The sequence below is a fragment of the Corynebacterium sp. HMSC055D05 genome (assembly GCF_001810365.1).
Taxonomy (GTDB): Bacteria; Actinomycetota; Actinomycetes; order Mycobacteriales; family Mycobacteriaceae; genus Corynebacterium; species Corynebacterium coyleae.
In genome coordinates, this window is sequence record NZ_KV801037.1 from 11,330 (window position 1) to 33,128 (window position 21,799).

The 21,799-nt window shown below is 61.2% G+C and carries 24 protein-coding genes and 1 riboswitch; of the genes, 14 read left to right on the forward strand and 10 right to left on the reverse strand.

Translation table 11 applies throughout. From position 1 onward, the window contains the following. The first annotated feature begins 20 nt into the window (after positions 1-20). Positions 21-132, forward strand: a riboswitch (TPP riboswitch). Together thiC and HMPREF2734_RS02470 are read left to right on the forward strand one after the other, a co-directional pair. Beyond that, the gene (gene thiC / locus HMPREF2734_RS02465; RefSeq protein WP_070569011.1) at positions 130-1,962 is read left to right on the forward strand and encodes a phosphomethylpyrimidine synthase ThiC; all 1,833 of its coding nucleotides are present in this window, start codon (positions 130-132) and stop codon (positions 1,960-1,962) included. (Overlaps the previous riboswitch by 3 nt.) A 7-nt stretch (positions 1,963-1,969) precedes the next feature. Next, positions 1,970-2,764, forward strand: a complete 795-nt coding sequence (locus HMPREF2734_RS02470; RefSeq protein WP_246816768.1) for an inositol monophosphatase family protein — start codon at positions 1,970-1,972, stop codon at positions 2,762-2,764. A 40-nt stretch (positions 2,765-2,804) separates the two neighbouring features. On the opposite strand, the gene HMPREF2734_RS11960 is transcribed toward HMPREF2734_RS02470, so the two are convergent. Continuing rightward, the gene (locus HMPREF2734_RS11960) at positions 2,805-3,680 is read right to left on the reverse strand and encodes a chymotrypsin family serine protease (RefSeq protein WP_070568995.1); all 876 of its coding nucleotides are present in this window, start codon (positions 3,678-3,680) and stop codon (positions 2,805-2,807) included. Positions 3,681-3,812: 132 nt separating this feature from the next. Here HMPREF2734_RS11960 and HMPREF2734_RS02480 point away from each other — a divergent pair, with 132 nt between their 5' ends. The 3 genes from HMPREF2734_RS02480 to HMPREF2734_RS02490 are packed head-to-tail and all read left to right on the forward strand — an operon-like array spanning position 3,813 to position 6,767. Beyond that, entirely contained in the window at positions 3,813-5,027 is a 1,215-nt protein-coding gene (locus HMPREF2734_RS02480) for an amidohydrolase (RefSeq protein ID WP_070452085.1), read from the forward strand. 35 nt (positions 5,028-5,062) lie between these two features. Continuing rightward, positions 5,063-6,358, forward strand: coding sequence for a DUF418 domain-containing protein (locus HMPREF2734_RS02485; RefSeq protein ID WP_083308052.1), 1,296 nt, complete (start codon positions 5,063-5,065; stop codon positions 6,356-6,358). Further along, the gene (locus HMPREF2734_RS02490; RefSeq protein WP_070483070.1) at positions 6,333-6,767 is read left to right on the forward strand and encodes a GNAT family N-acetyltransferase; all 435 of its coding nucleotides are present in this window, start codon (positions 6,333-6,335) and stop codon (positions 6,765-6,767) included. The genes HMPREF2734_RS02485 and HMPREF2734_RS02490 overlap by 26 nt, the downstream gene beginning before the upstream one ends. Positions 6,768-6,787: 20 nt before the next feature. Here HMPREF2734_RS02490 and HMPREF2734_RS02495 read toward each other — a convergent pair whose 3' ends face one another. Beyond that, positions 6,788-8,524 (reverse strand): BCCT family transporter, encoded by a 1,737-nt coding sequence (locus HMPREF2734_RS02495; protein ID WP_083308053.1) that lies wholly within the window; start codon positions 8,522-8,524, stop codon positions 6,788-6,790. Positions 8,525-8,566: 42 nt separating this feature from the next. Then, positions 8,567-8,734 (reverse strand): glycerol dehydrogenase, encoded by a 168-nt coding sequence (locus HMPREF2734_RS02500; protein WP_070422543.1) that lies wholly within the window; start codon positions 8,732-8,734, stop codon positions 8,567-8,569. Between the two features lie 72 nt (positions 8,735-8,806). Here HMPREF2734_RS02500 and HMPREF2734_RS02505 point away from each other — a divergent pair, with 72 nt between their 5' ends. The 8 genes from HMPREF2734_RS02505 to HMPREF2734_RS02540 all read left to right on the forward strand — a co-directional run bounded on the left by HMPREF2734_RS02505 (position 8,807) and on the right by HMPREF2734_RS02540 (position 14,638). Then, complete coding sequence (locus tag HMPREF2734_RS02505; protein ID WP_070568998.1) at positions 8,807-9,742, forward strand: cation diffusion facilitator family transporter; 936 nt, start codon at positions 8,807-8,809, stop codon at positions 9,740-9,742. A gap of 34 nt (positions 9,743-9,776) precedes the next feature. Then, positions 9,777-10,448, forward strand: a complete 672-nt coding sequence (locus tag HMPREF2734_RS02510; RefSeq protein WP_070483064.1) for a thiamine phosphate synthase — start codon at positions 9,777-9,779, stop codon at positions 10,446-10,448. Further along, positions 10,448-11,515, forward strand: a complete 1,068-nt coding sequence (thiO, locus tag HMPREF2734_RS02515) for a glycine oxidase ThiO (protein WP_070569000.1) — start codon at positions 10,448-10,450, stop codon at positions 11,513-11,515. Before HMPREF2734_RS02510 ends, thiO begins: the two co-directional genes overlap by 1 nt. Continuing rightward, entirely contained in the window at positions 11,506-11,700 is a 195-nt protein-coding gene (thiS, locus tag HMPREF2734_RS02520) for a sulfur carrier protein ThiS (RefSeq protein ID WP_070569003.1), read from the forward strand. Before thiO ends, thiS begins: the two co-directional genes overlap by 10 nt. A 2-nt stretch (positions 11,701-11,702) precedes the next feature. Further along, complete coding sequence (locus HMPREF2734_RS02525) at positions 11,703-12,494, forward strand: thiazole synthase (protein ID WP_070569006.1); 792 nt, start codon at positions 11,703-11,705, stop codon at positions 12,492-12,494. A gap of 4 nt (positions 12,495-12,498) precedes the next feature. Next, positions 12,499-13,599 carry a ThiF family adenylyltransferase gene (locus tag HMPREF2734_RS02530; RefSeq protein ID WP_256375542.1) on the forward strand — a complete coding sequence of 367 codons (1,101 nt, stop codon included), beginning with the start codon at positions 12,499-12,501 and terminating at the stop codon, positions 13,597-13,599. A 17-nt stretch (positions 13,600-13,616) separates the two neighbouring features. Then, positions 13,617-14,066 (forward strand): hypothetical protein, encoded by a 450-nt coding sequence (locus HMPREF2734_RS02535; RefSeq protein ID WP_070569008.1) that lies wholly within the window; start codon positions 13,617-13,619, stop codon positions 14,064-14,066. Positions 14,067-14,248: 182 nt separating this feature from the next. Further along, positions 14,249-14,638, forward strand: a complete 390-nt coding sequence (locus HMPREF2734_RS02540) for a hypothetical protein (protein WP_141740834.1) — start codon at positions 14,249-14,251, stop codon at positions 14,636-14,638. A 28-nt stretch (positions 14,639-14,666) separates the two neighbouring features. On the opposite strand, the gene HMPREF2734_RS02545 is transcribed toward HMPREF2734_RS02540, so the two are convergent. From HMPREF2734_RS02545 to HMPREF2734_RS12330, 7 genes are all read right to left on the reverse strand, one after another. Further along, positions 14,667-15,182: a cytosine permease gene (locus tag HMPREF2734_RS02545; RefSeq protein ID WP_141750406.1), complete on the reverse strand. Its 516-nt coding sequence runs from the start codon at positions 15,180-15,182 to the stop codon at positions 14,667-14,669. 280 nt (positions 15,183-15,462) lie between these two features. Beyond that, positions 15,463-16,044 (reverse strand): NADPH-dependent FMN reductase, encoded by a 582-nt coding sequence (locus HMPREF2734_RS02550; RefSeq protein WP_022862715.1) that lies wholly within the window; start codon positions 16,042-16,044, stop codon positions 15,463-15,465. 40 nt (positions 16,045-16,084) lie between these two features. Continuing rightward, positions 16,085-16,357 carry a hypothetical protein gene (locus tag HMPREF2734_RS11735; RefSeq protein ID WP_133065267.1) on the reverse strand — a complete coding sequence of 91 codons (273 nt, stop codon included), beginning with the start codon at positions 16,355-16,357 and terminating at the stop codon, positions 16,085-16,087. Then, positions 16,338-17,363 (reverse strand): class 1b ribonucleoside-diphosphate reductase subunit beta, encoded by a 1,026-nt coding sequence (nrdF, locus tag HMPREF2734_RS02555; protein ID WP_034666259.1) that lies wholly within the window; start codon positions 17,361-17,363, stop codon positions 16,338-16,340. Before nrdF ends, HMPREF2734_RS11735 begins: the two co-directional genes overlap by 20 nt. A 51-nt stretch (positions 17,364-17,414) precedes the next feature. Beyond that, positions 17,415-19,610 carry a class 1b ribonucleoside-diphosphate reductase subunit alpha gene (gene nrdE / locus HMPREF2734_RS02560; protein ID WP_052205721.1) on the reverse strand — a complete coding sequence of 732 codons (2,196 nt, stop codon included), beginning with the start codon at positions 19,608-19,610 and terminating at the stop codon, positions 17,415-17,417. A 67-nt stretch (positions 19,611-19,677) separates the two neighbouring features. After that, positions 19,678-20,127 (reverse strand): class Ib ribonucleoside-diphosphate reductase assembly flavoprotein NrdI, encoded by a 450-nt coding sequence (nrdI, locus tag HMPREF2734_RS02565; RefSeq protein WP_052093126.1) that lies wholly within the window; start codon positions 20,125-20,127, stop codon positions 19,678-19,680. A gap of 116 nt (positions 20,128-20,243) precedes the next feature. Then, a complete protein-coding gene (locus HMPREF2734_RS12330) occupies positions 20,244-20,924 on the reverse strand; it encodes a metal-dependent transcriptional regulator (RefSeq protein WP_022862719.1) in 681 nt (226 codons plus the stop codon). Between the two features lie 174 nt (positions 20,925-21,098). On the opposite strand from HMPREF2734_RS12330, the gene HMPREF2734_RS02575 reads away from it, so the two are divergent. Continuing rightward, positions 21,099-21,799, forward strand: a 701-nt coding sequence (locus tag HMPREF2734_RS02575; RefSeq protein WP_210384720.1) for an IS256 family transposase, incomplete at its 3' end; no start/stop codon positions are given.

The window sequence follows — 21,799 nt, forward strand, 5'->3', positions numbered from 1 at the left end:
ACGACGGGATAGAGTGTGCTGCGACCCCACACGGGCGCCCGAGGCATCGGGCTGAGATCGCGCTACGCCTGCGCGAGCACCGTTCGAACCTGTCTGGTTAGCACCAGCGAAGGAAGTAAGGAGAAGGTCGTGCCTGAAACGCATGCCGATATTTATGCCCAGGAAATCCACCCCAAGCACGCATACGCGCCGATTCTGAAGGACGGGCTGGAGGTTCCGGAAACCGCGATCCACCTGGACGACTCCCCTACCGGCCCCAACGAGCCGTTCAAGATCTACCGCACCCGCGGCCCCTGGGCCGAGCCGGAAGTTGGCCTGCCCAACCTGCGCGGCGAGTGGATCACCGCCCGCGGCGACGTGGAGGAATACTTCGGCCGCGAGCGCAATTTGCTTGACGACGGCCGCGCTGCCGTCCGCCGCGGCTCCGCCAGCGAAGAGTGGCGTGGCGCCTCCCGCAAACCGTTGCGTGCCAAGCCGGGCAAGCGTGTCACCCAGATGGCCTACGCCCGGCGCGGCGAAATCACCCGCGAGATGGAATTCGTGGCGCTGCGTGAACACTGCGACGTGGAGAAGGTCCGCGCGGAGGTTGCCGCCGGGCGCGCGATCATCCCGAACAACGTCAACCATCCGGAAAGCGAGCCGATGATCATCGGCAACGCGTTTCTGACCAAGATCAACGCCAACATCGGTAACTCCGCCGTGACCTCCTCCATCCGCGAAGAGGTGGAGAAACTGCGTTGGGCCACCCGCTGGGGTGCCGACACCGTCATGGACTTATCCACCGGCAATGACATCCACGCCACCCGCGAGTGGATTCTGCGCAACTCCCCCGTGCCCATCGGCACTGTGCCCATCTACCAGGCGCTGGAGAAGGTCGACGGCATCGCCGAGGACCTGACCTGGGAGATCTTCCGCGACACCGTCATCGAACAGTGCGAGCAAGGCGTCGATTACATGACCGTCCACGCCGGCGTACGCCTCCCCTTCGTGCCGCTGACCTCCAAGCGCGTCACCGGCATCGTCTCCCGCGGCGGCTCCATCATGGCCGGCTGGTGCCTCGCCCACCACAAGGAATCCTTCCTGTACGAAAACTTCGACGAGCTCTGTGAGATCTTCTCCCAATACGACGTCGCATTCTCGCTTGGCGACGGCCTCCGCCCCGGCTCCGTCGCCGACGCCAACGACGCCGCCCAATTCGCCGAACTCAAAACCATCGGCGAACTCTGCCGCCGCGCCTGGGACTTTGACGTCCAGGTCATGATCGAAGGCCCAGGGCACGTGCCCCTCAACATGATCCAGGTGAACAACGAGAAGGAACAACAGTGGTGTGGCGGCGCGCCGTTCTACACCCTTGGCCCCCTGGTCACCGATATCGCCCCTGGCTACGACCACATCACGTCCGCCATCGGTGCCGCCAACATCGCCGCCGGCGGCACCGCGATGCTGTGCTACGTCACCCCGAAGGAACACCTGGGACTTCCCAACCGCGATGACGTGAAAACCGGCGTGATCACCTACAAACTCGCCGCCCACGCCGCCGACGTGGCCAAGGGTCACCCCGGCGCGCGCGACTGGGACGACGCCATGAGCAAGGCACGCTTCGAGTTCCGCTGGCACGACCAGTTCGCCCTCTCCCTCGACCCCGACACCGCCCAGGCCTACCACGACGAAACCCTGCCAGCCGAGCCCGCGAAGACCGCCCACTTCTGCTCCATGTGCGGGCCTAAGTTCTGCTCGATGCGCATCAGCCAGGACATTCGCGACGAGTTCGCCGACCAAATCGCAGACCTCGGCATGCCGTCGTTCGACCTCACGGGCGGCGCTGGTGGCGCGGGCGATGCTGGTTCCGTCGCAGGTTCCGACGCCAAGGCCGGCGAGCGCGAGATGGCTCAGGAGTTCCGCGACTTAGGCTCCAACGTCTACCTCCCCGAGACCCGCGAGGGTGCGCCGACTGCGCCATAATGGCGGCGTGACTGAAGCATTTATCAACGCACACCGTTCCTCCTCCGACGCCGAACTGGCCGCCGCGCTTGTCCAACACGCCGGCGGCCTTGCCCTTCGCATGCGTGCCGAGGGCCTGGGCACGGAGTTCAAAACCTCCGTATCCGACGTGGTCACGGAGGCGGACCGTGCCGCGGAGCGTTTCGTCGCTAATGCGCTCGAGGCGCTGCGCCCGGACGACGGCGTCATCGGCGAGGAGGGCGCCAACCGCCCCTCCCACACCGGCCGCACTTGGGTGATCGACCCCGTCGATGGCACCTACAACTTCTCGCAGGGCTCCGACTACTTCTGCTCGGCGCTCGCTCTTATCGACGACTCCCCGTCCCCCACCCCAACCATCTCCGCCATCCACCGCCCTGCCCTGGACACCACCTGGGTCGCCGCCGACGGCGAGGCCACCCGCAACGGCGTTGCCCTGCCCGACCTCGAGGACGCCCCGCTCGCCGAAAGCGCGGTGGTGACCTACCTCCACCCCACCTTTATGTCGGATGATGCCGTTCGCGAGCCCTGGCTGCGCGTGGTTTCAGGCGCCGCCACGATCCGCATGCTCGGCGCTGGCTCCGTCGACCTGGCCAACATCGCCGCAGGTCAAATGGGTGCGTGGATGCAGCACTCCGTCCCCGACTGGGATTGGCTGCCCGGCAAGGCGCTCGTCGAGGCCGTCGGTGGTCGCTGCGTCAAGGTCGACGCCGGCGGCGTGACCTGGTGCGTGGCGGGCAACCCCCGCGTGGTCGACGAGATCGCCGCCCGCCTCCGCGCTTAGCGGTCTTTCCCGGCGGACCCGCGCCCCGAGCCCACGAGATCTACGGGAGGCGGAACCCGCCATTCACGGACGGCAGGACCGAGTCCAGGCGCGCCGAGGCGGTTGGCGCGTGGATCGGGCCTTGTAGCGGGCTGTGGCACGCGATGTCGAATGGTGCGCGCCAGGTGCCGCCGTTGATCATGCCGATGACGCGGTCGCCGACCATGAGTGGGGCGCCGGAGTCGCCTTGCATGGCGCAGACGTGGTTGACGTTGTGGGTGTCCCAGTCGGTGAAGGTGGGTGCGCAGGTGTAGCCGGAGGCGACGCCTTTCTTGCACACGGTGCCGCCGGGGCGAACGGGGGCGCCGCCGACGTGGTTGGCGGTGATGCCGTCGTAGGTGCGGGTGACTTCGGTGTTTTTGTCCAGGGTGATCACGGCGAAGTCTTTTTGTTTGTCTACTTGGGTGATTGTGCCGGTGGTGCCGAGTTGGGGTGCGTCGGCGGATTTGACCTTGTCGCCAACGTTGCCGCAGTGGCCGGCGGTGAGGGCGACTTTTTGGCCGCGGTCGTTGTAGCCGGCGACGGTGGTGGTGCACATGAATTCGGAGCCGGGGGTGTTGCCGACGTAGAGCGGGGTGCCGGGTCCGTAGAGGGCGTTGCCGCGTGCGCGGGCTTGGTCGGCTTCGGCGGGGACGCGGGGGGCGTCGTGGAAGGATCCGGGGACGCGGTGGAGGACGCGGTCGGCGCCGGGTTTGCCGGCGAGGGCTTTGGAGATGATGTCGGTGCGCCAGATGTAGTTGGGGTCGGCGGTGTCGACGGGCGCTGCGTTTTGTGCCATTGCGGGCGCGGCACCTGCGCTAAGAGCAGGCGTGACGACGAGCGCGAGGGCGGAGACGGCGGCAGCGACAATGGTGCGGGCCGATGGGAGGCGGCGCATACTTATCCCCTATCAGTGTTTCGAAGGCGCGTGAAGACAACTTTTGCCACAGTAATCACTTGGGCAACATTGGCACCATTCAACCATACGAAGACCCACCCGGGGGTGCTTTCGGGCACGTAAGGTAGGCCCATGGCTGACTTACCGAAACTCACTGGACGCCTCGCAGGTTTCGAGGACACGATCGACAAGACGCGCGACAAGCGCGAAGACCTTTACAAGTGGTTCCACCGGAACCCGGAGCTGTCGATGCAGGAGTTTGCTACCTCGCAACGCATTGAGGAGCTACTCACCGCGATCGGTTACACCGTCACGGCGGTGGGCAAGACGGGCAAGGTCGGCGTGCTGGAAAACGGCGAGGGTCCGGTGGTGTGCTTCCGCGCGGATTTCGATGCCCTGCCGATCAGCGAGGCGACCGGCCTGGAATACTCGGCGGACCCGGCGCTGAACCGGATGCATGCGTGCGGCCACGACATGCACACGACTGCCCTGCTGGGTGCGGCGGAGGCGTTGGCGCAGCACAAGGACCTGTGGTCGGGCACGTTTATCGCACTGTTCCAGCCGGGTGAGGAAACCGGCGCGGGCGCGGTGGATATGGCGCAAGCGGGTTTGGCGGAGAAGATCGTCAAGCCGGATGTGGTGTTGGGCCAGCACGTGGGCCCGTGGATCGACGATTACGGCGTCGGCGCACTGTCCGGCCCGGTGTTTTCCACGTGCGTGCAGACCAAGATCACGATTTTCGGCCGCGGCTCGCACGGCTCGATGCCGCAGCATGGCATCGACCCGGTGGTGCTTGCGGCGAAGGTGATCATGAGCCTGCAGACGATCATTTCGCGCAACATCGATCCGCAGGAGATGGGCGTGGTCACGGTCGGCGCGGTCCACGGCGGCGATTCGCCGAACACCATCCCGGATTCGGTGGAGCTCAAGGTGTCCACGCGCGCGTTTACGCAGGAAATTTCGGACAAGCTTAACGGCGACATCAAGCGCATCGTCCAAGGAGAATGCGCCATTGCGGGTTGCGACCGGGAGCCCACCTTCGAGGTCATTGGCGGCGCCCCGGTGTTTAGTAACCACGAGGAGCCGACGGAGAAGGTCATGGCGGTGTTCCGCGAGCAGTTTGGTAAGCGCGCGGGCAACTTCGGCCGGTTGTCGGGTTCGGAGGACTTCCCCACCATCGCGGAAGCTTGGGGCGTGCCGTACTTCTACTGGGCGGTAGGCAGCAAGAAGGAAATGGAGGGCGCCCCGGCAAACCACTCGCCGCTGTTCGCTCCGGATCTGGACCCGGTGCTGGATCATTCGACGCGCACAATCTTGGCGGCGGTGTCGCCGTGGCTGATGCCGTAGCGAACATGTCGCGGTAGCCGTGTAGGTTGAGCCGCATGAATTCGCATGCGGCACCGCACCCGAACCAGCAACCCGCGCAACCTCAGCAACCCGCGCAGCCCGCTCACCCAGCGCAGCCCCAAACACAGCGCCTGATCGTGCCTGACCTGGCGCGCGGCACCGCACTGCTTGGCATCGCGATGGCCAATGTGGCGCAGGCGTGGATCACCAATGATTGGTCGGAGGATCAGTCGCGTGCGGGCTGGTCGGTCGGTGGCGTGCGCCCGGACAGCATCGTCGACCAGGTCAGCGCTGTGTTCGCGGCGATGTTTATTCACGTGCGCGGGCTGCCGATGTTCTCCACCCTGTTGGGGTTTGGCTTCGGTCTGGTGGCGGCCAGTCTCTACCGCAAGCACTATCCGTTGAAGGATGCGCGGCGGGTGTTGGTTCGTCGATACGCAGTGCTCGCATTGTTTGGCCTGGCGCACATGCTTGGCCTGTTTTATGGCGACATCATGCTCACGTATGGCTTGGTGGGCATCTTGTTGGCGTGGGGGTTGTCGTGGTCGTCGAAGACGTTGCGCATTGTGGCGTATTCGATCCTGGGCTTGTTCACCACGTTCGGGGTGTTAGGTGGCGTCTCGGCGTTTTTCTTCAATTCTTCGGAGGCGATCATACAGCCGGATCCGACGATCACGTTTGATACGCCAGCGGCATATTTCTCCTCAAACCTGCAGATGGCGTTGGGCATGTTGGCCATGCAGCCTGTTGCGGCGTTGCAGTTGTGGGCGTTGGCGATTATCGGGTTTGTGTGGGCGCGGGAGCGGGTGCTTATCGACGTCATCACGCACCGCAAAACCCTCATCACCTGGACCGTTATCGCTGCGGTGATCATCGTGGGTATCGGCCTGCCGTGGGGCCTGGCGGCCGCGGGTGTGCTGCCGGCACAGTGGGAGCTGCCGCTGTTCATCCTGAACCAGGCGCTGGGCTACCTCACCGGCCCGGGCATCCTGGCGGCGCTCGCGCTGGCCACGCACCGGTTGAACAACGACGTGCCGGGGTGGGCGCGCGCGTTCGTGGCGCTGGGTAAGCGTTCCATGTCGGGCTATCTGGCACAGTCGGTGCTGTTCGTATTGTTGTGCACCCCGGCGTTTCTGGGCATCGGCCTGGACACCACGGTGACCGGCAAGCTGGGCATTGGCCTGCTGGTGTGGGCGATCACGCTCGCGCTCGCGGTGCTGCTGGAGCGCGCGGGCAAGCAGGGGCCGTTTGAGTGGGCGCACCGCCACCTCTCGTATGGCAAGACAGGAAGGATTGAGCCGAAAAATGATCAGGTTTCTATCGCTGGATGAGATGACGCCGCGGCAGGTCCATCAGTTGTACAAGTTGCGGGTGGATACGTTCGTGGCGGAGCAGCAGTGCCCGTACGCGGAGATCGATGATCAGGACGCCAACCCCGAAACGAAGCACATTCTTGCACTGCTTGACGACGACACCTTCGCCGGCTGCGCCCGCGTCTTCCCCACCGAGACGGGATCGCGCTTTGGGCGTTTCGTGGTCCACCCCGACCACCGCGGATCGGGCCTCGGCCCGGAGATCGTGCGCGCGGGTATCGAGTACACGGAGCGCTTCCCCGGGGATTTGGTCATCGAGGCGCAGGCCGGCCTTGTCGGCTACTACGAGCAGTTCGGGCTGGTGGCCGAGGGTGAGGAATTCCTGGATACCGGAGTTCCCCACCGCAAGATGCGAATCAAGCGCTAGGCCTGGCGCTAGTTCAAGCGCTAGTCCTGGCGGCGTTCGTCGACAATGGTGTCGCGCTCGCCGCGCTCGAGTTTGAAGCCTTCGGGGAACTTCCAGGAGTCGTCCTCGGCGTCGTATTCGAGTTCGGGGCGCTCCACCTCGTTGCCTTGCGCGTCGTAGCCCGGCGCGGGTTTGTTTTCGCCTTCTTCGAGTTTCTCGGCGGTGTCGGTTTTCTCCCAGGTGCGGGAGCGGGTCTTGCGGGCGGCGGCGGAGTCGTCGTTCATGGCCTTGATCAGGGAGTACATCATGACGAAGTACATGAAGAAGAACGGCAGGGCGATGATGATCACGACTTGTTGGAGGGCGTTGATGCCGGAGTCGTTGATAAACAGCAGCGCGCCGGTGACCAGGCCGACGGCGACGACCCAGCCGACGCGGTAGTAGGTGGGTGATTTGTTTTCCTCGCCGGAGGCAAACATGTCCATGACTAGGGCGGCGGAGTCCATGGATGTGACGAAGTACAGCACGATCACAATCAGTGCGACGGTGCCGGTGATGGTGTAGAGCGGGTAGTCCGCAAGGAGGGTGAACAGTGCTTGTGGGGTGTCGCCGTCTTCCACCACGGGTTTGGTCAGCACGCCGGGGTTGTGTTCTTCCATGTCGATGGCGGCGCGGCCGAAGATGGAGAACCAGATCAGGTCGAACGCGGTGGGCAGCAGCAGGGTGCCGCCGATGAACTCGCGGACGGTGCGGCCGCGGGAGATGCGGGCGAAGAACATGCCCACGAATGGCGACCAGCAGATGGTCCAGGCCCAGTAGAAGGCGGTCCAGGTGGCGTGCCAGCCGGGGTTGTCGTTGTAGGAGTCGACCCAGAACATCAGCTCGGGCAGGGATTGTGCGTAGATGCCGAAGGATTCGGTGATCTGGCCGAGCAGTTTCAGGGTGGGGCCGGTGAGCAGCACGAAGAGCATCAGGGCGATGGTGCCGGCGATGTTGAGGTTGGACAGGATCTTCACGCCCTTGTCCAGGCCGGTTGCCACGGAGATGGAGGCGGCGATGGTGATGCCGCAGATGATCGCGATCTGCACCGGGGTGACCAGGGGCACGTCCCAGAGGATGTTCATGCCGGCGGAAATCTGCAGTACGCCCAGGCCGACGGAGACGGCGAGGCCGAAGACGGTGCCGATGATGCCCAGGGCGTCGAGAAGTTTGCCGGGCGCTTCGTACACGCGGCGGCCGAGCAGTGGCGCGAACATGGAGGACATTCGCGCGGGCATTTTGCGCTTATAGACGAAGTACCCCACCGCCAGACCAGGCAACGTGAAAATGACCCACATGTGGATGCCGAAGTGGTAGTAGGTGAACTCGAACGCTTGGATGATGGCGTCGCGGCTCATGGATTCGTAGCCGCCGCGTGGCGGGTTGAAGGCGTGGTTCAGCGGTTCGGCGGCACCCCAGAACAGCAGCGTTGCGCCCATGCCGGCGGCAAAGAGCATGCCGAACCAGACGGGGTATGAGTATTCGGGCTCATCGTCGTCGTCGCCAAGCCGCAGGTTGCCATAGCGGGAGACGAACACGCAGATCAAAAAGACCAGCGTGGCAGAAATGCCGCCGACGTAGAGCCACGTGAAGTGGTCCATCAGCCAGCCGGAGACGGCGGCGTAGGACTCGCGGGCGGTATCGCCGAACGCGATGGTGCCCGCAACGAAGATGAGGATGAACCCCAAGGCGGAGAAGAAAACCAAGGGGTCTGAGTGGAGACGGCGTGTGCGCGCCATAAGGGGTGTTCCTAACTGGTGGGAAACAACAACGCGCCCGGGTTACCGCCCGGGCTTGATCAGTGCACCGGCGGCAGAGGAGGTCACAGCGGACCCGATAAGTACTCCGACGGTGTAAAGGATGCCGGTGACGCCGAGCATTTGCAGCAGCCAGCCAAAGAACAGCGCGCCCACGACGGCACCTGCGATTGCGACGACCCAACGGCCCATGGTGTGTTCCTTTCAATGAGACAGCATTGACGTGGACAACCAGCGTACGCAAGTGCTACGATTCGTCCCGCTATGAATACCCAAGAACCCGCCTCTACCAGGGCAGCTGTTGATGAACAAAAACTTTTAGAGCGCTTCATGTGGCTCTCCATCGGCGCTACCATTGTCACGATTGTGCTGAAGGCAATCGCGGCGTGGGTGACGGGTTCTGTGGGTTTCTTATCGGACGCGTTGGAGTCCGGGATCAACCTCGTCGCAGCCGCCGTGGGCCTGTGGGCGCTGAAGCTTTCAGCCAAGCCGGCGGACGACAACCACAACTTCGGCCACTCCCGCGCCGAGTACTTCTCCGCCCAGGTGGAGGGCACACTCATCCTGATCGCCTCTATAGTGATCATTTATACGGCGGTGGATCGCCTGATCAACCCGGTACCGGTGCAGCAGCTCGGCATCGGCCTGGCGTTCTCTATCGTGGCCACGCTGTTGAACCTCGGCGTGGGTGTCGCGCTCATCCGCGCGGGTAAGAAGTACCGCTCCACCACTCTGAACGCGGACGGGCACCACTTGATCACGGACGTGTGGACCACGGTGGGCGTCATCGTGGGCATGGCGCTGGTGTGGCTGACCGGCTGGCAGCCGCTCGACCCGATTGTGGCGCTGCTGGTTGGTCTGAACATCTTGTTCACCGGCTACACGTTGCTCAAGGGTGCGATCCTGGGGCTGCTGTCGCACACGCTGCCCGAGGATGAGCAGAAGGTTGTCCATAACTTTCTGGATGCCTATGCCAAGGACAACGGCGTGACGTTCACGTCGGTGCGTACGGCGGAGGCTGGCCGCGACCGCTTGGTCAACCTGGTTATGCAGGTGCCAGGCTCCTGGACGGTGGATCACTCCCACGATCACGCGGATGCGGTGGAGGAAGGTATCGCCGCAGCGCTTGGTGGCGCGGAGACGATCGTGCACATCGAGCCGCTGGGCCATCCGACGCGTACCGGCCCGCTGCAGATCTAATCCGCATAGGGTGATGTGCATGGATTCGCAGCTTATGGGCAAACCCGAACTCGATTTACGCTGTTATTTTGTCACCGGCCAGGGTGACGACATTGTGGAGCGCGCCCGCGCCGCCGCGGCTGGCGGTGCCGGGGTGGTGCAGGTGCGCTCGAAGCCGATTAGTGCGCGCGACCTGTACGACCTTGCCCGCGAGGTGGCCGAGGCCGTCCACGAGGTGAACCCGAAGACGCAGGTGCTTATCGACGACCGCGTCGACGTCGCCTTAGCCTTACGCGACCACGGCATCGCCGGCGTGCACGTGGGCCAAGACGATCTGGACGTGAAGGTAGCGCGCGACCTGCTCGGCCCGGACGCGATCATCGGCCTGACCACCGGCACGATGGAACTGGTTCAGGCTGCGAACGCATACAAAGACGTGATCGATTACATCGGCTGCGGCCCCTTCCGCAACACCCCGACGAAGGACTCGGGCCGGCCTCCCCTAGGCTTCGGCGGCTACCCGCCCCTGGTGGAGGCTGCCCAGGTGCCGCTGGTGGCCATCGGGGACGTGACGGTGGACGACGCGTACCACCTGGCGCTTGCCGGCGTGGACGGGTTGGCCATTGTTCGCGGCATCATGCACGCCGATAATTCCCAGGACTATTGCGAGCGCGTGGTCGCGGAGTTTGAAAGGGGCCAAACGGACCGGGCAAAAGCGCTACCCTGATCGCTGTGAATATCTCGGTTGTCGGTGCTGGCATCATCGGTCTGTCCACTGCGCTTACGTTGGCGGATCGGGGCCATGCGGTCACGGTGTACGACCCGGCACCGGTGTCGGGGGCGTCGCATTATGCGGGTGGGATGCTCGCTCCTACCGCTGAAGTCGTCTATAAGCAAGACCCGCTCTTTCCGCTGATGGCGGCGTCTGCGGCGCTCTACCCGGATCTGATCAAGCTCACCGCGAAGTACTCGGATTTGCCCACGGGCTATCGCACGGAGGGCACGCTGGTGGTCGCGCGCGATGTTGCGGACAAGACGCACCTGGCGGAACTGAGCGAGTATCAGGAAAAGCACGGCATGGCGGTGGAGAAGGTCACCACTCGGCAGGCGCGCAGCCTTGAGCCGGCGCTCTCCCCTGCCATTCACGGTGCGGTGCGGATTGCAGGTGATCACCAGGTGCAGCCGCGCTTGTTTACCAAGGCGCTCATGGATGCCTGCGCGAATGCCGGGGTGACGTTCATACACGAGCGCGTGGATAGTACGGACGAGCTGGACGGGGATCAGGTTGTCGTCGCTAATGGCCTGGGTGCGCGCGACCTTGTGCCGTTTCTGGATCTGCGCCCGGTGTACGGCGACGTGCTGCACGTGCGCGTGCCGGAGCACCAATACCCGCTGCTGAACCATGTGGTGCGCGGGTTTGTGGAGGACCGCCCGATTTATCTCATTCCGCGCGAGGACCACACGCTGACTATCGGGGCGACCACGCGCGAGGACGGCCGCGACCAGCCCCAGGTGCAGGGCGTTCACCAGCTGCTGCGGGATGCGATTGAGGTGGTGCCGGCGGTTGAGGAGTGCGATTTCCTCGAGGCCGGCGCCGGTGCGCGCCCGGGCACACCGGACGATCTGCCGTATATCGGTCGTATCGACGAGCGCACCGTGGTCTCCACCGGTTACTTCCGGCACGGGATTTTGCTGGCGGCGTTGGGGGCTCGGTGTGGTGCTGGGGTCGTCGAAAAGCAAGCACCATTCATAAACTTATCTGCATGCGACCCGAGGAGGCACGAATGCAACTAACGCTCAACGGTGAAAGGACCACCACCGAAGCCACGACTGTGCAGGAGTTGGTGGCGGAGGTCGGCGCGCCTGAGGCCGGCACCGCGGTGGCGGTCGACGGGGAGGTCGTGCCGCGCTCGCAGTGGGGGCAGGCGCTTATCGACGACACCACCGTGGACATCCTCACCGCCGTTCAAGGAGGCTAGACGTGCTTGAAATTGCTGGTCAGCGGTTTGAATCCCACCTGATTATGGGCACGGGTGGGGCGAGTTCCTTTGACATGCTGGAGCGCGCCCTGGTGGCAAGTGGAACGGAGATGACCACGGTGGCGATGCGCCGCCACTCCGCGACCACCGGCGCGGGCGAGAGCGTGTTTGACCTGCTGGGGCGTCTAAATATCCGTCCGCTGCCGAACACCGCGGGCTGCCGCACGGCACGCGATGCGGTGATCACGGCGAAACTTGCGCGTGAGGCGCTGGGCACGGATTGGGTGAAACTCGAGGTCATCGCGGACGACCGCACGCTGCTGCCCGATGTGGTGGAGACCGTCGACGCCTGCGAGATGCTCGTGGACGAGGGCTTTACGGTGCTGGCGTACACGTCGGACGACCCGGTGGCCGCCAAGCGCCTGGAGGATCTCGGTGCTGCGGCGGTGATGCCGTTGGGCTCCCCGATTGGCACAGGCCTGGGCATTTTGAACCCGCACAACATTGAGTTGATCTGCTCGCGCGCGCAGGTGCCGGTGCTTATCGACGCCGGCCTGGGCACCGCATCCGACGCCTCCCTTGCCATGGAACTCGGGTGTTCGGGCGTGCTGTTGGCCAGCGCGGTGAACCGTTGCCAGGACCCGGTGGCCATGGCGCACGCGATGCGCCACGCGGTGGAAGCCGGCCGCCTGGCCCGCGCTGCTGGGCGCATTCCGAAGCGCGAGCACGCCGTGGCGTCCTCCACCTTCGACGGGTTGGCCAGCTGGGCCGACTGGGAAGACGCGGTGCTGTAGGGCCGTGCTGCCGGAAAACGAACTCAAGCGCACCGCGCGCCAGATGAACCTGCCCGGATTCGGCCCGGAGCAGCAAGAACGCCTATACGACGCGCACGTGTTGGTCATCGGCGCCGGTGGCCTGGGCTGCCCCGTCATGCAGACGCTGGCCGCCACGGGCGTTGGCAACATTACGGTGTGGGATGACGACCACGTGGACATCACCAACATCCACCGCCAGATCCTCTTCGGCGCCGAGGACGTCGGCCGCAGCAAGGTGGAGGTGGCCGCAGAGCGCCTGCGCGCGCTCCAGCCCGGCATCACTGTCACGCCGGTGAAGGATCGCCTGACCGCCGACAACTTCATCGGAGCGCTTGACGGCATCGACTTGCTTATCGACGGCTCCGATACCTTTGCCACCAAATTCCTCGCCGCCGACGCCGCCGAGATCACCGGCACGCCGCTGCTGTGGGGTTCGGTGCTGCGCTACCGCGGCGACATCGCTCTGTGGCACTCCGGCCCCGGCGCGCCCGAGGGCGGCGTGGGCATGCGGGACCTCTACCCCACCCAGCCGGACGCGGATTCCGTGCCGGATTGCGCCACCGCGGGTGTGCTCGGGGTGACCACCTCCGTGGTCGGCTCGCTGATGTCCACCGAAGCCGTGAAGTTCCTCACGGGCATCGGCGAGGCGGAGATCGGCCGGCTGCACATGTACGACGCGCTGACCACCACCATCCGCCGTTTCACCGTCCCCCGCGACCCGGCGCGCCCACTGACCACGCGCTTGAGCACCTACACCGATGCCTGCGCCGTGAGCACCGAGGGGCAGTTGCTTTACGACGACATCACTACCCGCAAAGCTCACGCCCTGGACATCCGCGAACCCCACGAGCGGGCGATCGCGGACCTGCCGGTTAACTCCACCCACCTGCCACTGACCCAGATCGAACGTGACCCCGAGGCGGTTTCTCGCGCGCTGTCGCAGTACGCCGAAGGCGACGACGTGGTGGTCTATTGCGCCGGTGGAGTGCGTTCTGAAAAATTTGTGAAAACCTATGCGGAACAGGCGAAACAGCATGGGATTGTGCTGAAATCGCTGCCAGGAGGCGTGCAACGCTGGGGATAGCCTGGAATACTTCTGTTATGCAGATCACACGTACAGCCCCAGTAACCGTCGCTGCCGTCGCGATCCTTACCGCCACCGCAGCCCTCGCCCCCTCCGCCGCCGCACAAAACAACGTCGGTACCTACTCCAACCAGAACGGCAACGTGCGTTGCGAGTCCTACCAAGTCGGCGGCGAAACCAAAACCATTTGCGTCTCCGACACCGCCCGCAAAACCCAGCCGGAGTGCAACCCTCCAGAGCAGCTCATCCCCGCAGTGTCCATCAGCCGAGGCTTTACCGGCACCCACTGCTGGAACCAGGGCTTTACGGGCCAGCCGAAGAAGCTCAACCCACTGCAGGTGCAGCGCTTCGGCTCCGCGTTCATTGTCCCGGGCTTTACCGGTGAGCTCTACGTCTTCGACACCGCCAACATCGCGCTCGTGCGCGCAGGTTCCACGAACTCCGTGATCTGGAAGTTGCAGCGCTAGCCACACATCCGTTCGAGAATCCGCCTTCGCGTGTCGAGGGCGGTTTTATAATGTCTCTTTGTCTGAACACAGTCCGATCACAACCGAATAAGGAGGCGTTGTTGGGCGAACTGCTCAAAGCCGCAGTGGGGTGCATTGAAGCCCCGTCCCTATTTCCCCGAGAACTGAAAATTTTGATGCAGGTGGCATTGCTTGCCGACGACACCACTGGCCCCACCCTTACCCCCACCGGCACCGTCCGTCAGGCAACAGCGGGCCGGGTGGAAAACTTCGGTGGGCCCAGCATGACCAACTGGCTCAAGCGCGACATCATCGATGCGACACTGCCCACCTTCACCGGCACGGGTTGGCTCCAGGAGGTCCCCGGCCCGGAGAACGACGGCGCTTACCAACTCAACCTGACACGGTTGAAGCGGCTACTCGACGAGGCGGAGGCGCACCTTGCCACCGGCGAGCACGACCAGGAAGCCCTCGAGCATGCGGATCGGGAACTGCCCGGCGACTTCGACACGGCACCCGAAGACCTGGCCGAGCAGGTGGATCGGATCCTGGTCAGCAACCCGGCGCGCTAGGACGCCGGGGCATAACCGGGCACAGCGCCTAGGCCGCAGTCCCCTCTTGGCGGCGGATGCGGCCGCGGCGCCCAAACCACGCCGCCACAAACGAGAGCACGAGTGCGACGAGCACACCGAGGTTCGCGTCCGCCCAGTGCTCCCCAACCAGCGGCAGGAAGTATCCCTGCCAGTTGTTCCAGGAAGCTTCCTCCGCAAACATGTTGGCCACAAGACCCCACCCGATTACCGAAGCCACGGCAAGAATCCCGATCGAGGTCCAGTCCACGGCGCCGTAGCGACCTGCCGAATCGTACAACGCCGGCTCGTCGTAATCCTTAGTGCGGGCGAAGATGTCCGCAATGAGAATGCCTGCCCAGCTAGCCAGTGGCACGCCGAGAGTGATCAGGAAAGACTGGAACGGCCCAAGGGAGCTTTGGGAGAAGAAGACCACCCAGATGGTGCCGATGGTCAAAATGACGCCGTCGATAGCTGCAGCCGCCGGGCGCGAGATCTTAATCCCCAGCGTGAGCAGCGTCAGACCCGAGGAGTAGATGCCCAGCACCCCCCGACGGCGGCAAGCCGTAGATGGGGGTCTCCCCTGCCCTGTATGGCCCTGTAGCGGCCTAACAGGATGTCGCCAGGGTCAGTGTCCAGCGACAGCGCTAAAACCGCTCTAATTCAGCGAAAATCGAAGAATTAGAGCGGTGTTTTTTGAAGCGTCCTGGGTTCAGATTCAGGTAACTCAAGGATGAGTGTGAATCCGGGGTTTGTGTCTTTGAGAAGGCCCTTTAGAAGCCTTCAAGTACTTCGTAGAGGGCGGTGGCTAGGGTTAGTCGCCGTCGCTAGCTGTGCTTGGCTGTTAATGTCATGTCGACCAACTGCAGGAAGCGTATAACGTAGTCTTTGACAAAGCCTGCGGTGCCTTCATTGAGATGGCCGGAGTCTTCGAAGAGGGTGGGGGATTGGCCAAGGAATACCTCGGGCTGACCAGGAAGCGGCATATCGAAGTAGGACAGGGCGAGCCGGAGGTTCTTCTGTGAACTGTAGCCGCCCATGCGGCCTACAGAGTGACTGATGATACCTGCGGGAAGGTTCTTCCAAGCCACATCCGAGTTGGGCTTGGAACCGATGTCCACTGCATTCTTGAGACAGGCAGGGATAGTACGGTTATTTTCCGGGGTAACAAAGAGGACGCCGCTCGAGTTCTTGATGGTGTCGCGGAAAGTGGTGTACTCAGCTGGAATGGGCTTGTCCGTGACCGAGGGGTCATCGTAGTCGAAGTCATAGAGCGGCAAGTCACGGATTTCAACGATGTCTGCCTGGTAGTTTTCAGGAATCATTGTGAGCACTTCGTGTGCAATCTTGCGCGCAAATGAGCCGCGGCGCAGGCTGCCGACGATAACACTAATGCGTGGGGTGGTCATAGGAAGTCCTTTCTTCTTAGTTGGGCGTAGGTACGTGCGATCAAGGGAGAAAAGGCTTGCAGCCAAAGGCAGGCGGTGGCCCGGCGGCGTGGGCGGCAGTAAGAAAGTTATCCACTTTGTCTTCTTCATGGCGGAAGTACAGTTCGATGAGTCCTAACAGTCCCCCGAGGACGGCCTCCCGTGCGGCGGACGTATCCAAAAGCCGCATGGCTGCTGGTTGGTTTCCTTCGCGGATGGCTTCAAACAGCGCGATGGTCTCAAGCCAGCTTCCTTGGTCTGGTCGTGGAAACGGTTTAGAAATCCCAGTCATCATCACTCGTTTCTTCAGCGGTGCCAATGACATAGGAGGAACCGGAGCCGGAGAAGAAGTCATGGTTTTCATCTGCTCCAGGTGCTAGGGCAGCGAGGATTTCCGGGTTCACTTCCGTTTCTTCAGGTGGGAAGTAGTCCGGGTAGCCCAAATTCATGAGCGCCTTATTGGCGTTATAGCGAACGAATACAGCTACATCATCCATGAGCCCCAACGGCTCATATAGCTCGCCGGAATAATCCAGCTCTAGGGCATAAAGCTCTTCGAGCAAGGAAATAGTGAAATCATGCATCTCCTGTTGCCGTTGTGGAGCAGACGTTTCCAGTCCGCGCTGGTACTTGTAGCCTGAGTAGTAACCGTGCACTGCCTTGTCACGCAGAATGAGGCGAATCATGTCTGCCGTATTTGTCAGGGTGGCGTGGACGGAAAAATGCAGGGGAAGATAGAAACCCGCGTAGAGAAGCAGCGAGGAAAGCAGCGTCGATGACACTTTGCGCTTGAGTGGATCGGGTCCAAAATAATGAGTGAGCACTTTTTTGGCGCGTGCCTGGAGAAGGTCATTATTCACCGCCCAGCGGTATGCCTCATCAATTTCTTTCGTACTGCTCAAAGTAGAAAACACTGAAGAGTAAGAACGGGCATGGACTGATTGCATGAAGGCGATGTTGGTATACACGGCCTCCTCGTGCTCGGTGCGGGCATCTTGGATCTGACAGATTTCGCCCACAGTGGCCTGGACGGTGTCCAGGGTGGTGAGTCCCGTGAACACCCGCATGGTGAGGTTGCGTTCCTCCGGTGTCATCCTCTGCCACGCCGGGAGATCGTTTGAAAGTGGAACCTTTTCTGGCAACCAAAAGTTGGCGGTGAGGCGGTTCCACACTTCAAGATCCTTCTCATCGCTCACCCGATTCCAATTGATGGCGCGGATGCGGGCTGAAGGGTCATGCCGGTAACTTGGCGGCGTAACTGAGATGCTGGTTAGCTCAGCAGTGTTTGATGTTGAAGACATAGCTTCTTTCTTTCTTGATGGATGGTTGTGAATGAAGGAAGGACCGTGTTCCTACAGAGCACAGGAAACGCAGCCTTCGACCTCGGTTCCCTGGAGTGCAGGTTGGCGTAAACGGATGTAGTACAAGGTCTTGATTCCGGCTTTCCAGGCATAGATTTGTGCCTTGTTGATGTCCCGCGTAGTGGTGTCAGCGGTGAAGAACAAAGTCAGGGAAAGCCCTTGGTCCACGTGTTGGGTGGCCATAGCGTAGGTGTCGATGATTTTTTTGTACCCCACGGTGTAGGAGTCATCGAAATACTCCAAGTTGTCGTTGGTCATTTCCGGTGCGGGGTAGTACACGCGCCCCAAGCGGCCTTCCTTGCGTATTTCAATCTTGGAGGCAATCGGGTGTATGGACGCGGTGGAGTCATTGATGTAGGAAATTGATCCAGTGGGTGGAACTGCCTGCAAGTAGGCGTTGTAGATGCCGTCTTGCATCACTTGGTTCTTGAGCCGTAGCCAATCCTCGCGTTGAGGAATCTGCACGCCAGCCTCATGGAATAGCTGTTTTACGTGGTCAGTGGCCGGCGCCCAGTCTTGGTCGATGTACTTGTCGAAGTAGACGCCAGTGGCATAGGTGGATTCTTCAAAGCCAGTGAATCGTTGACCTTTCTCAACCGCTAGCGCATGGGATGCACGGAGCGCATGATAGGTCACGGTCAGGAAATAGATATTTGTAAAGTCCAGTGCTTCGGCGCAGCCATAAGGAATACGCTTGGAAGCCAGGAAACCGTGGAGATTCATTTGGCCCAACCCGATGGCATGCATGGATGCATTACCGTGAGCGATGGAAGGAACAGCTTCGATATTTGTTAGGTCTGAGACCTTCGTGAGAGCGCGCACCGCGGTTTCAACAGTTTCCCCAAAGTCCGGTGATTCAAAAGCTTTAGCGATGTTGAGCGACCCTAGATTGCAGGAAATGTCCTGGCCAACGGTGGTGTAGTTACCTGAGGCGCCGTAGGTGGATGGCGTGTTGACCTGGAGGATCTCACTACACAGATTGGACATATTGATATGTCCTTTGAGGGGATTAGCGCGGTTGACCGTATCCTCAAAGAGTATGTAGGGGTATCCAGATTCAAACTGAAGCTCAGCCAGCGTGGTGAAAAACTCGCGGGCCTTGATAGTCGTATGAGAAATTCGCGGATTGGAAACCAGCTCGTCGTAATACTCGGTGATAGACATGTCAGACATGGCTACGCCGTACTCGCGAGCGATGTCATACGGGCTAAAAAGATGCATATCCTTGTTCTCTTTGGCCAGCTGGAAGGTTATATCTGGAATAACAACTCCCAGCGAAAGAGTCTTAATGCGGACTTTCTCATCGGCATTTTCCCGCTTGGTATCCAGGAAACGAAGAATATCTGGATGGTGCGCATGTAGGTAGACGGCTCCAGCGCCCTGTCGAGCGCCCAATTGGTTGGCATAGCTGAAGCTATCTTCCAGAATTTTCATGACTGGGACTACGCCGGAAGCTTGGTTCTCAATCTTTTTGATTGGGGCTCCGGATTCGCGCAGATTGCTCAGTAACAAGGCCACACCACCGCCGCGTTTTGAAAGCTGCAGTGCAGAGTTCACGCTGCGGCCAATGCTTTCCAAATTGTCTTCGATGCGAAGGAGGAAGCAGGAGACCATTTCGCCACGCTGGGCTTTTCCTGCGTTGAGAAAAGTAGGGGTGGCGGGCTGGAAGCGTCCGGTCATGATGTCATCCACCAGCTTCTCCGCAAGCTCTTCATCGCCCTGTGCAAGGTACAAAGCTGTGGTGGCGACGCGTTCTTCGTAGCCTTCCAGAAATCGCGAGCCATCAAAGGTTTTCAGTGCGTATGAAGTAAAGAACTTAAATGCGCCGAGGAAAGTGCGGAACTGATGCTTGGCTCGGTGGGCTCTGTCGTACATAGTGCACAGAAAATCGTCATCATAAAGCTCAAGGAATTCCCGCTCGTAGTATTCGTTATCAACCAACCACTCCAAGCGCTGCTTGGTGGATTCAAACTGATGCATGCGGGGAGTGACATGGTGCGCTAAAAAGTCTTGTGTTGCCTCAATGTCCTTGTCGAACTGGATTCTTCCCGAATCGTCGAATAGGTTCAGCTGCGCGTTGAGTGCATGGTAGCTCTTGCGCTTACCGACACCGCCGGCATCGTCTGCTGAAGCGGTGCGGGGCGTAGGGCCAATGGGCTGTGTGGGGGTGGCCTTAAGTGGCGGCATTGTGGTTTCCAATCTGTGTGTTGCGGATGTGGTCTTCATTTTGTGGGAAATCAATGGGGTGTAATTGTTAGTTGCTTTGCTGCTCCCAAAACTTGTGAAGGCCCTGCTTTACAGCGGCAACGTCCTTCTGCGTGCCGAGTAGCTCGAAGTGATACAGCTCTGGAACGTGGCACTTAGCGGAAATGATGCGGCCGGCGACGCAGTAAGCGCTTCCGAAGTTGGTATTGCCTGAGGTAATCACGCCCCGGATAAAGGAACGGTTGATTGGGTCATTGAGGAAGTCGATGACCTGTTTGGGGACTGCGCGTTTGAGCGAGCCACCGCCGTAGGTTGGAACGATGAGTACGTACGGGTGTGAAACCTGGATCATTCCGGTTTTCTTGGGCCGCAGTGGAATGCGCACTGCGGGTCTATCTAAGCGTTCGACGAATCTTTTTGTGTTTTCAGAAACGCTAGAAAAGTACACCAAATCTGGTGAGTCTGACATGACAATCCTGCTCATCCTGGCCTTAGCCATAAGTGGGATAGGTGATGATCGAAAAGATTAACTACGTACTACCGTAGTTGCAAACTACGCCGCACCGTAGTTTTTAAAAGGGCAGGTAGGGACAGGATTAATGAGAAAGGGAAAGACTACAGGCTGTGGTGTGCTACAAACACTGCGTCCGTAGCTGGGCGCCCAAGTACTACCCACTGAGTACTGTCGGCTACCTGTACTTCGAGCGATTCTGAAAAGGGCGTTCCTTCGCGCGTGGTAAGAACAGCCCCAATGACGATGCCTTGCTCTTTGAGGAAGGCCAGCAGTTGTGGGTCGGAATCAGAAATGCGTTCCACGGTCACCTGCGGTTGTGCGCCGCTGTCGGTGAGACGGTGCGCACTGGGGATAGTGACCTGTCCATCAACCGTAGGGATAGGGTCGCCGTGTGGATCCCTAGTGGGGTAATTGAGGAACTTATCCACGCGCTCTATGAGCATGTCAGACACCGCGTGTTCAAGATTTTCGGCTTCATCATGGACCTCGTCCCACGTATAATCCAATGCTTGAACCAAAAAAGACTCAAGCAATCGGTGGCGGCGCACCATGACCAATGCGTACTGCCTGCCAAGTTCGGTTAACTCCACAGAGCCATAGGGCGTGTGTGACACGAGCCCTTGCTTCGACATTTTGCGCACTGCATCGGAGACCGAGGAGAGCTTGAGTCCCAGCTGTTTCGCTATAAGTGTGGCGGTAACGGGCTCGGATGACCATTCCTTTAGCCCCCAGATAGCTTTCAAATAGTTCTGGGTACTGGTGGACAGCTCAGAAACAGACATGAGTAAATGCTAACCCAGCTTCCGTATGCGCCTTAGGCGCTGTGCCCCAACGCTCAGGTTGCGTCCCTTAGTGTGGTGTAACGCTTGCTGATGGTGGGCCCTTGAAAATAGTGGGCGGCCACCGTCAGTAACCTTTCGACTCAACTTCCACATCTCACCGAAAGGCACATGACGATGACCGCTGCACCGCATTCTATCGACCCGACAACCTATCTGGATGATCTGCTGGCCCAAGCGTCGCCGGATCTGATGCGGCAGATGCTGCAAGGGTTTATCAACCAAATCCTCTCCGCCCAGGCCGACACCGTGTGCGGCGCTGAGTACGGTGTTGCCTCCACCACACGGGTCAACCACCGCAACGGGTACCGCCACCGCGACCTTGACACCCGTGTCGGCACAATCGATGTAGCAGTGCCGAAGCTGCGCCACGGCGCGTTCTTCCCAGACTGGCTGCTCGAGCGCCGCTCACGAGCGGAACGAGCCTTATCGACCGTGATCGCCACGTGCTACCTCAAAGGGGTCTCCACCCGCAGGATGAATGATCTGGTGGCAACCCTTGGCATTTCCAACATGTCGAAATCCCAAGGCTTACGCATGTCGGAAGAACTCGACGAAATGGTCGCAGACTTCAGAAATCGCCCCCTGGACCCCGGCGGGTACGCCTACCTGTCCTGCGACGCACTGACGATCAAAGTGCGCGAAGGCGGCCGGGTAGTCAAATGCTCCGTACTTTTGGCCACCGGTGTTAACGCTGACGGCTACCGGGAAATGCTCGGTATGCATGTTGCCACCACGGAATCCAACGCGTCGTGGAAGGGCTTCTTCCAGGACTTAAAAGCTCGTGGACTTCGCGGTGTCTTCCTTATCACCAGTGA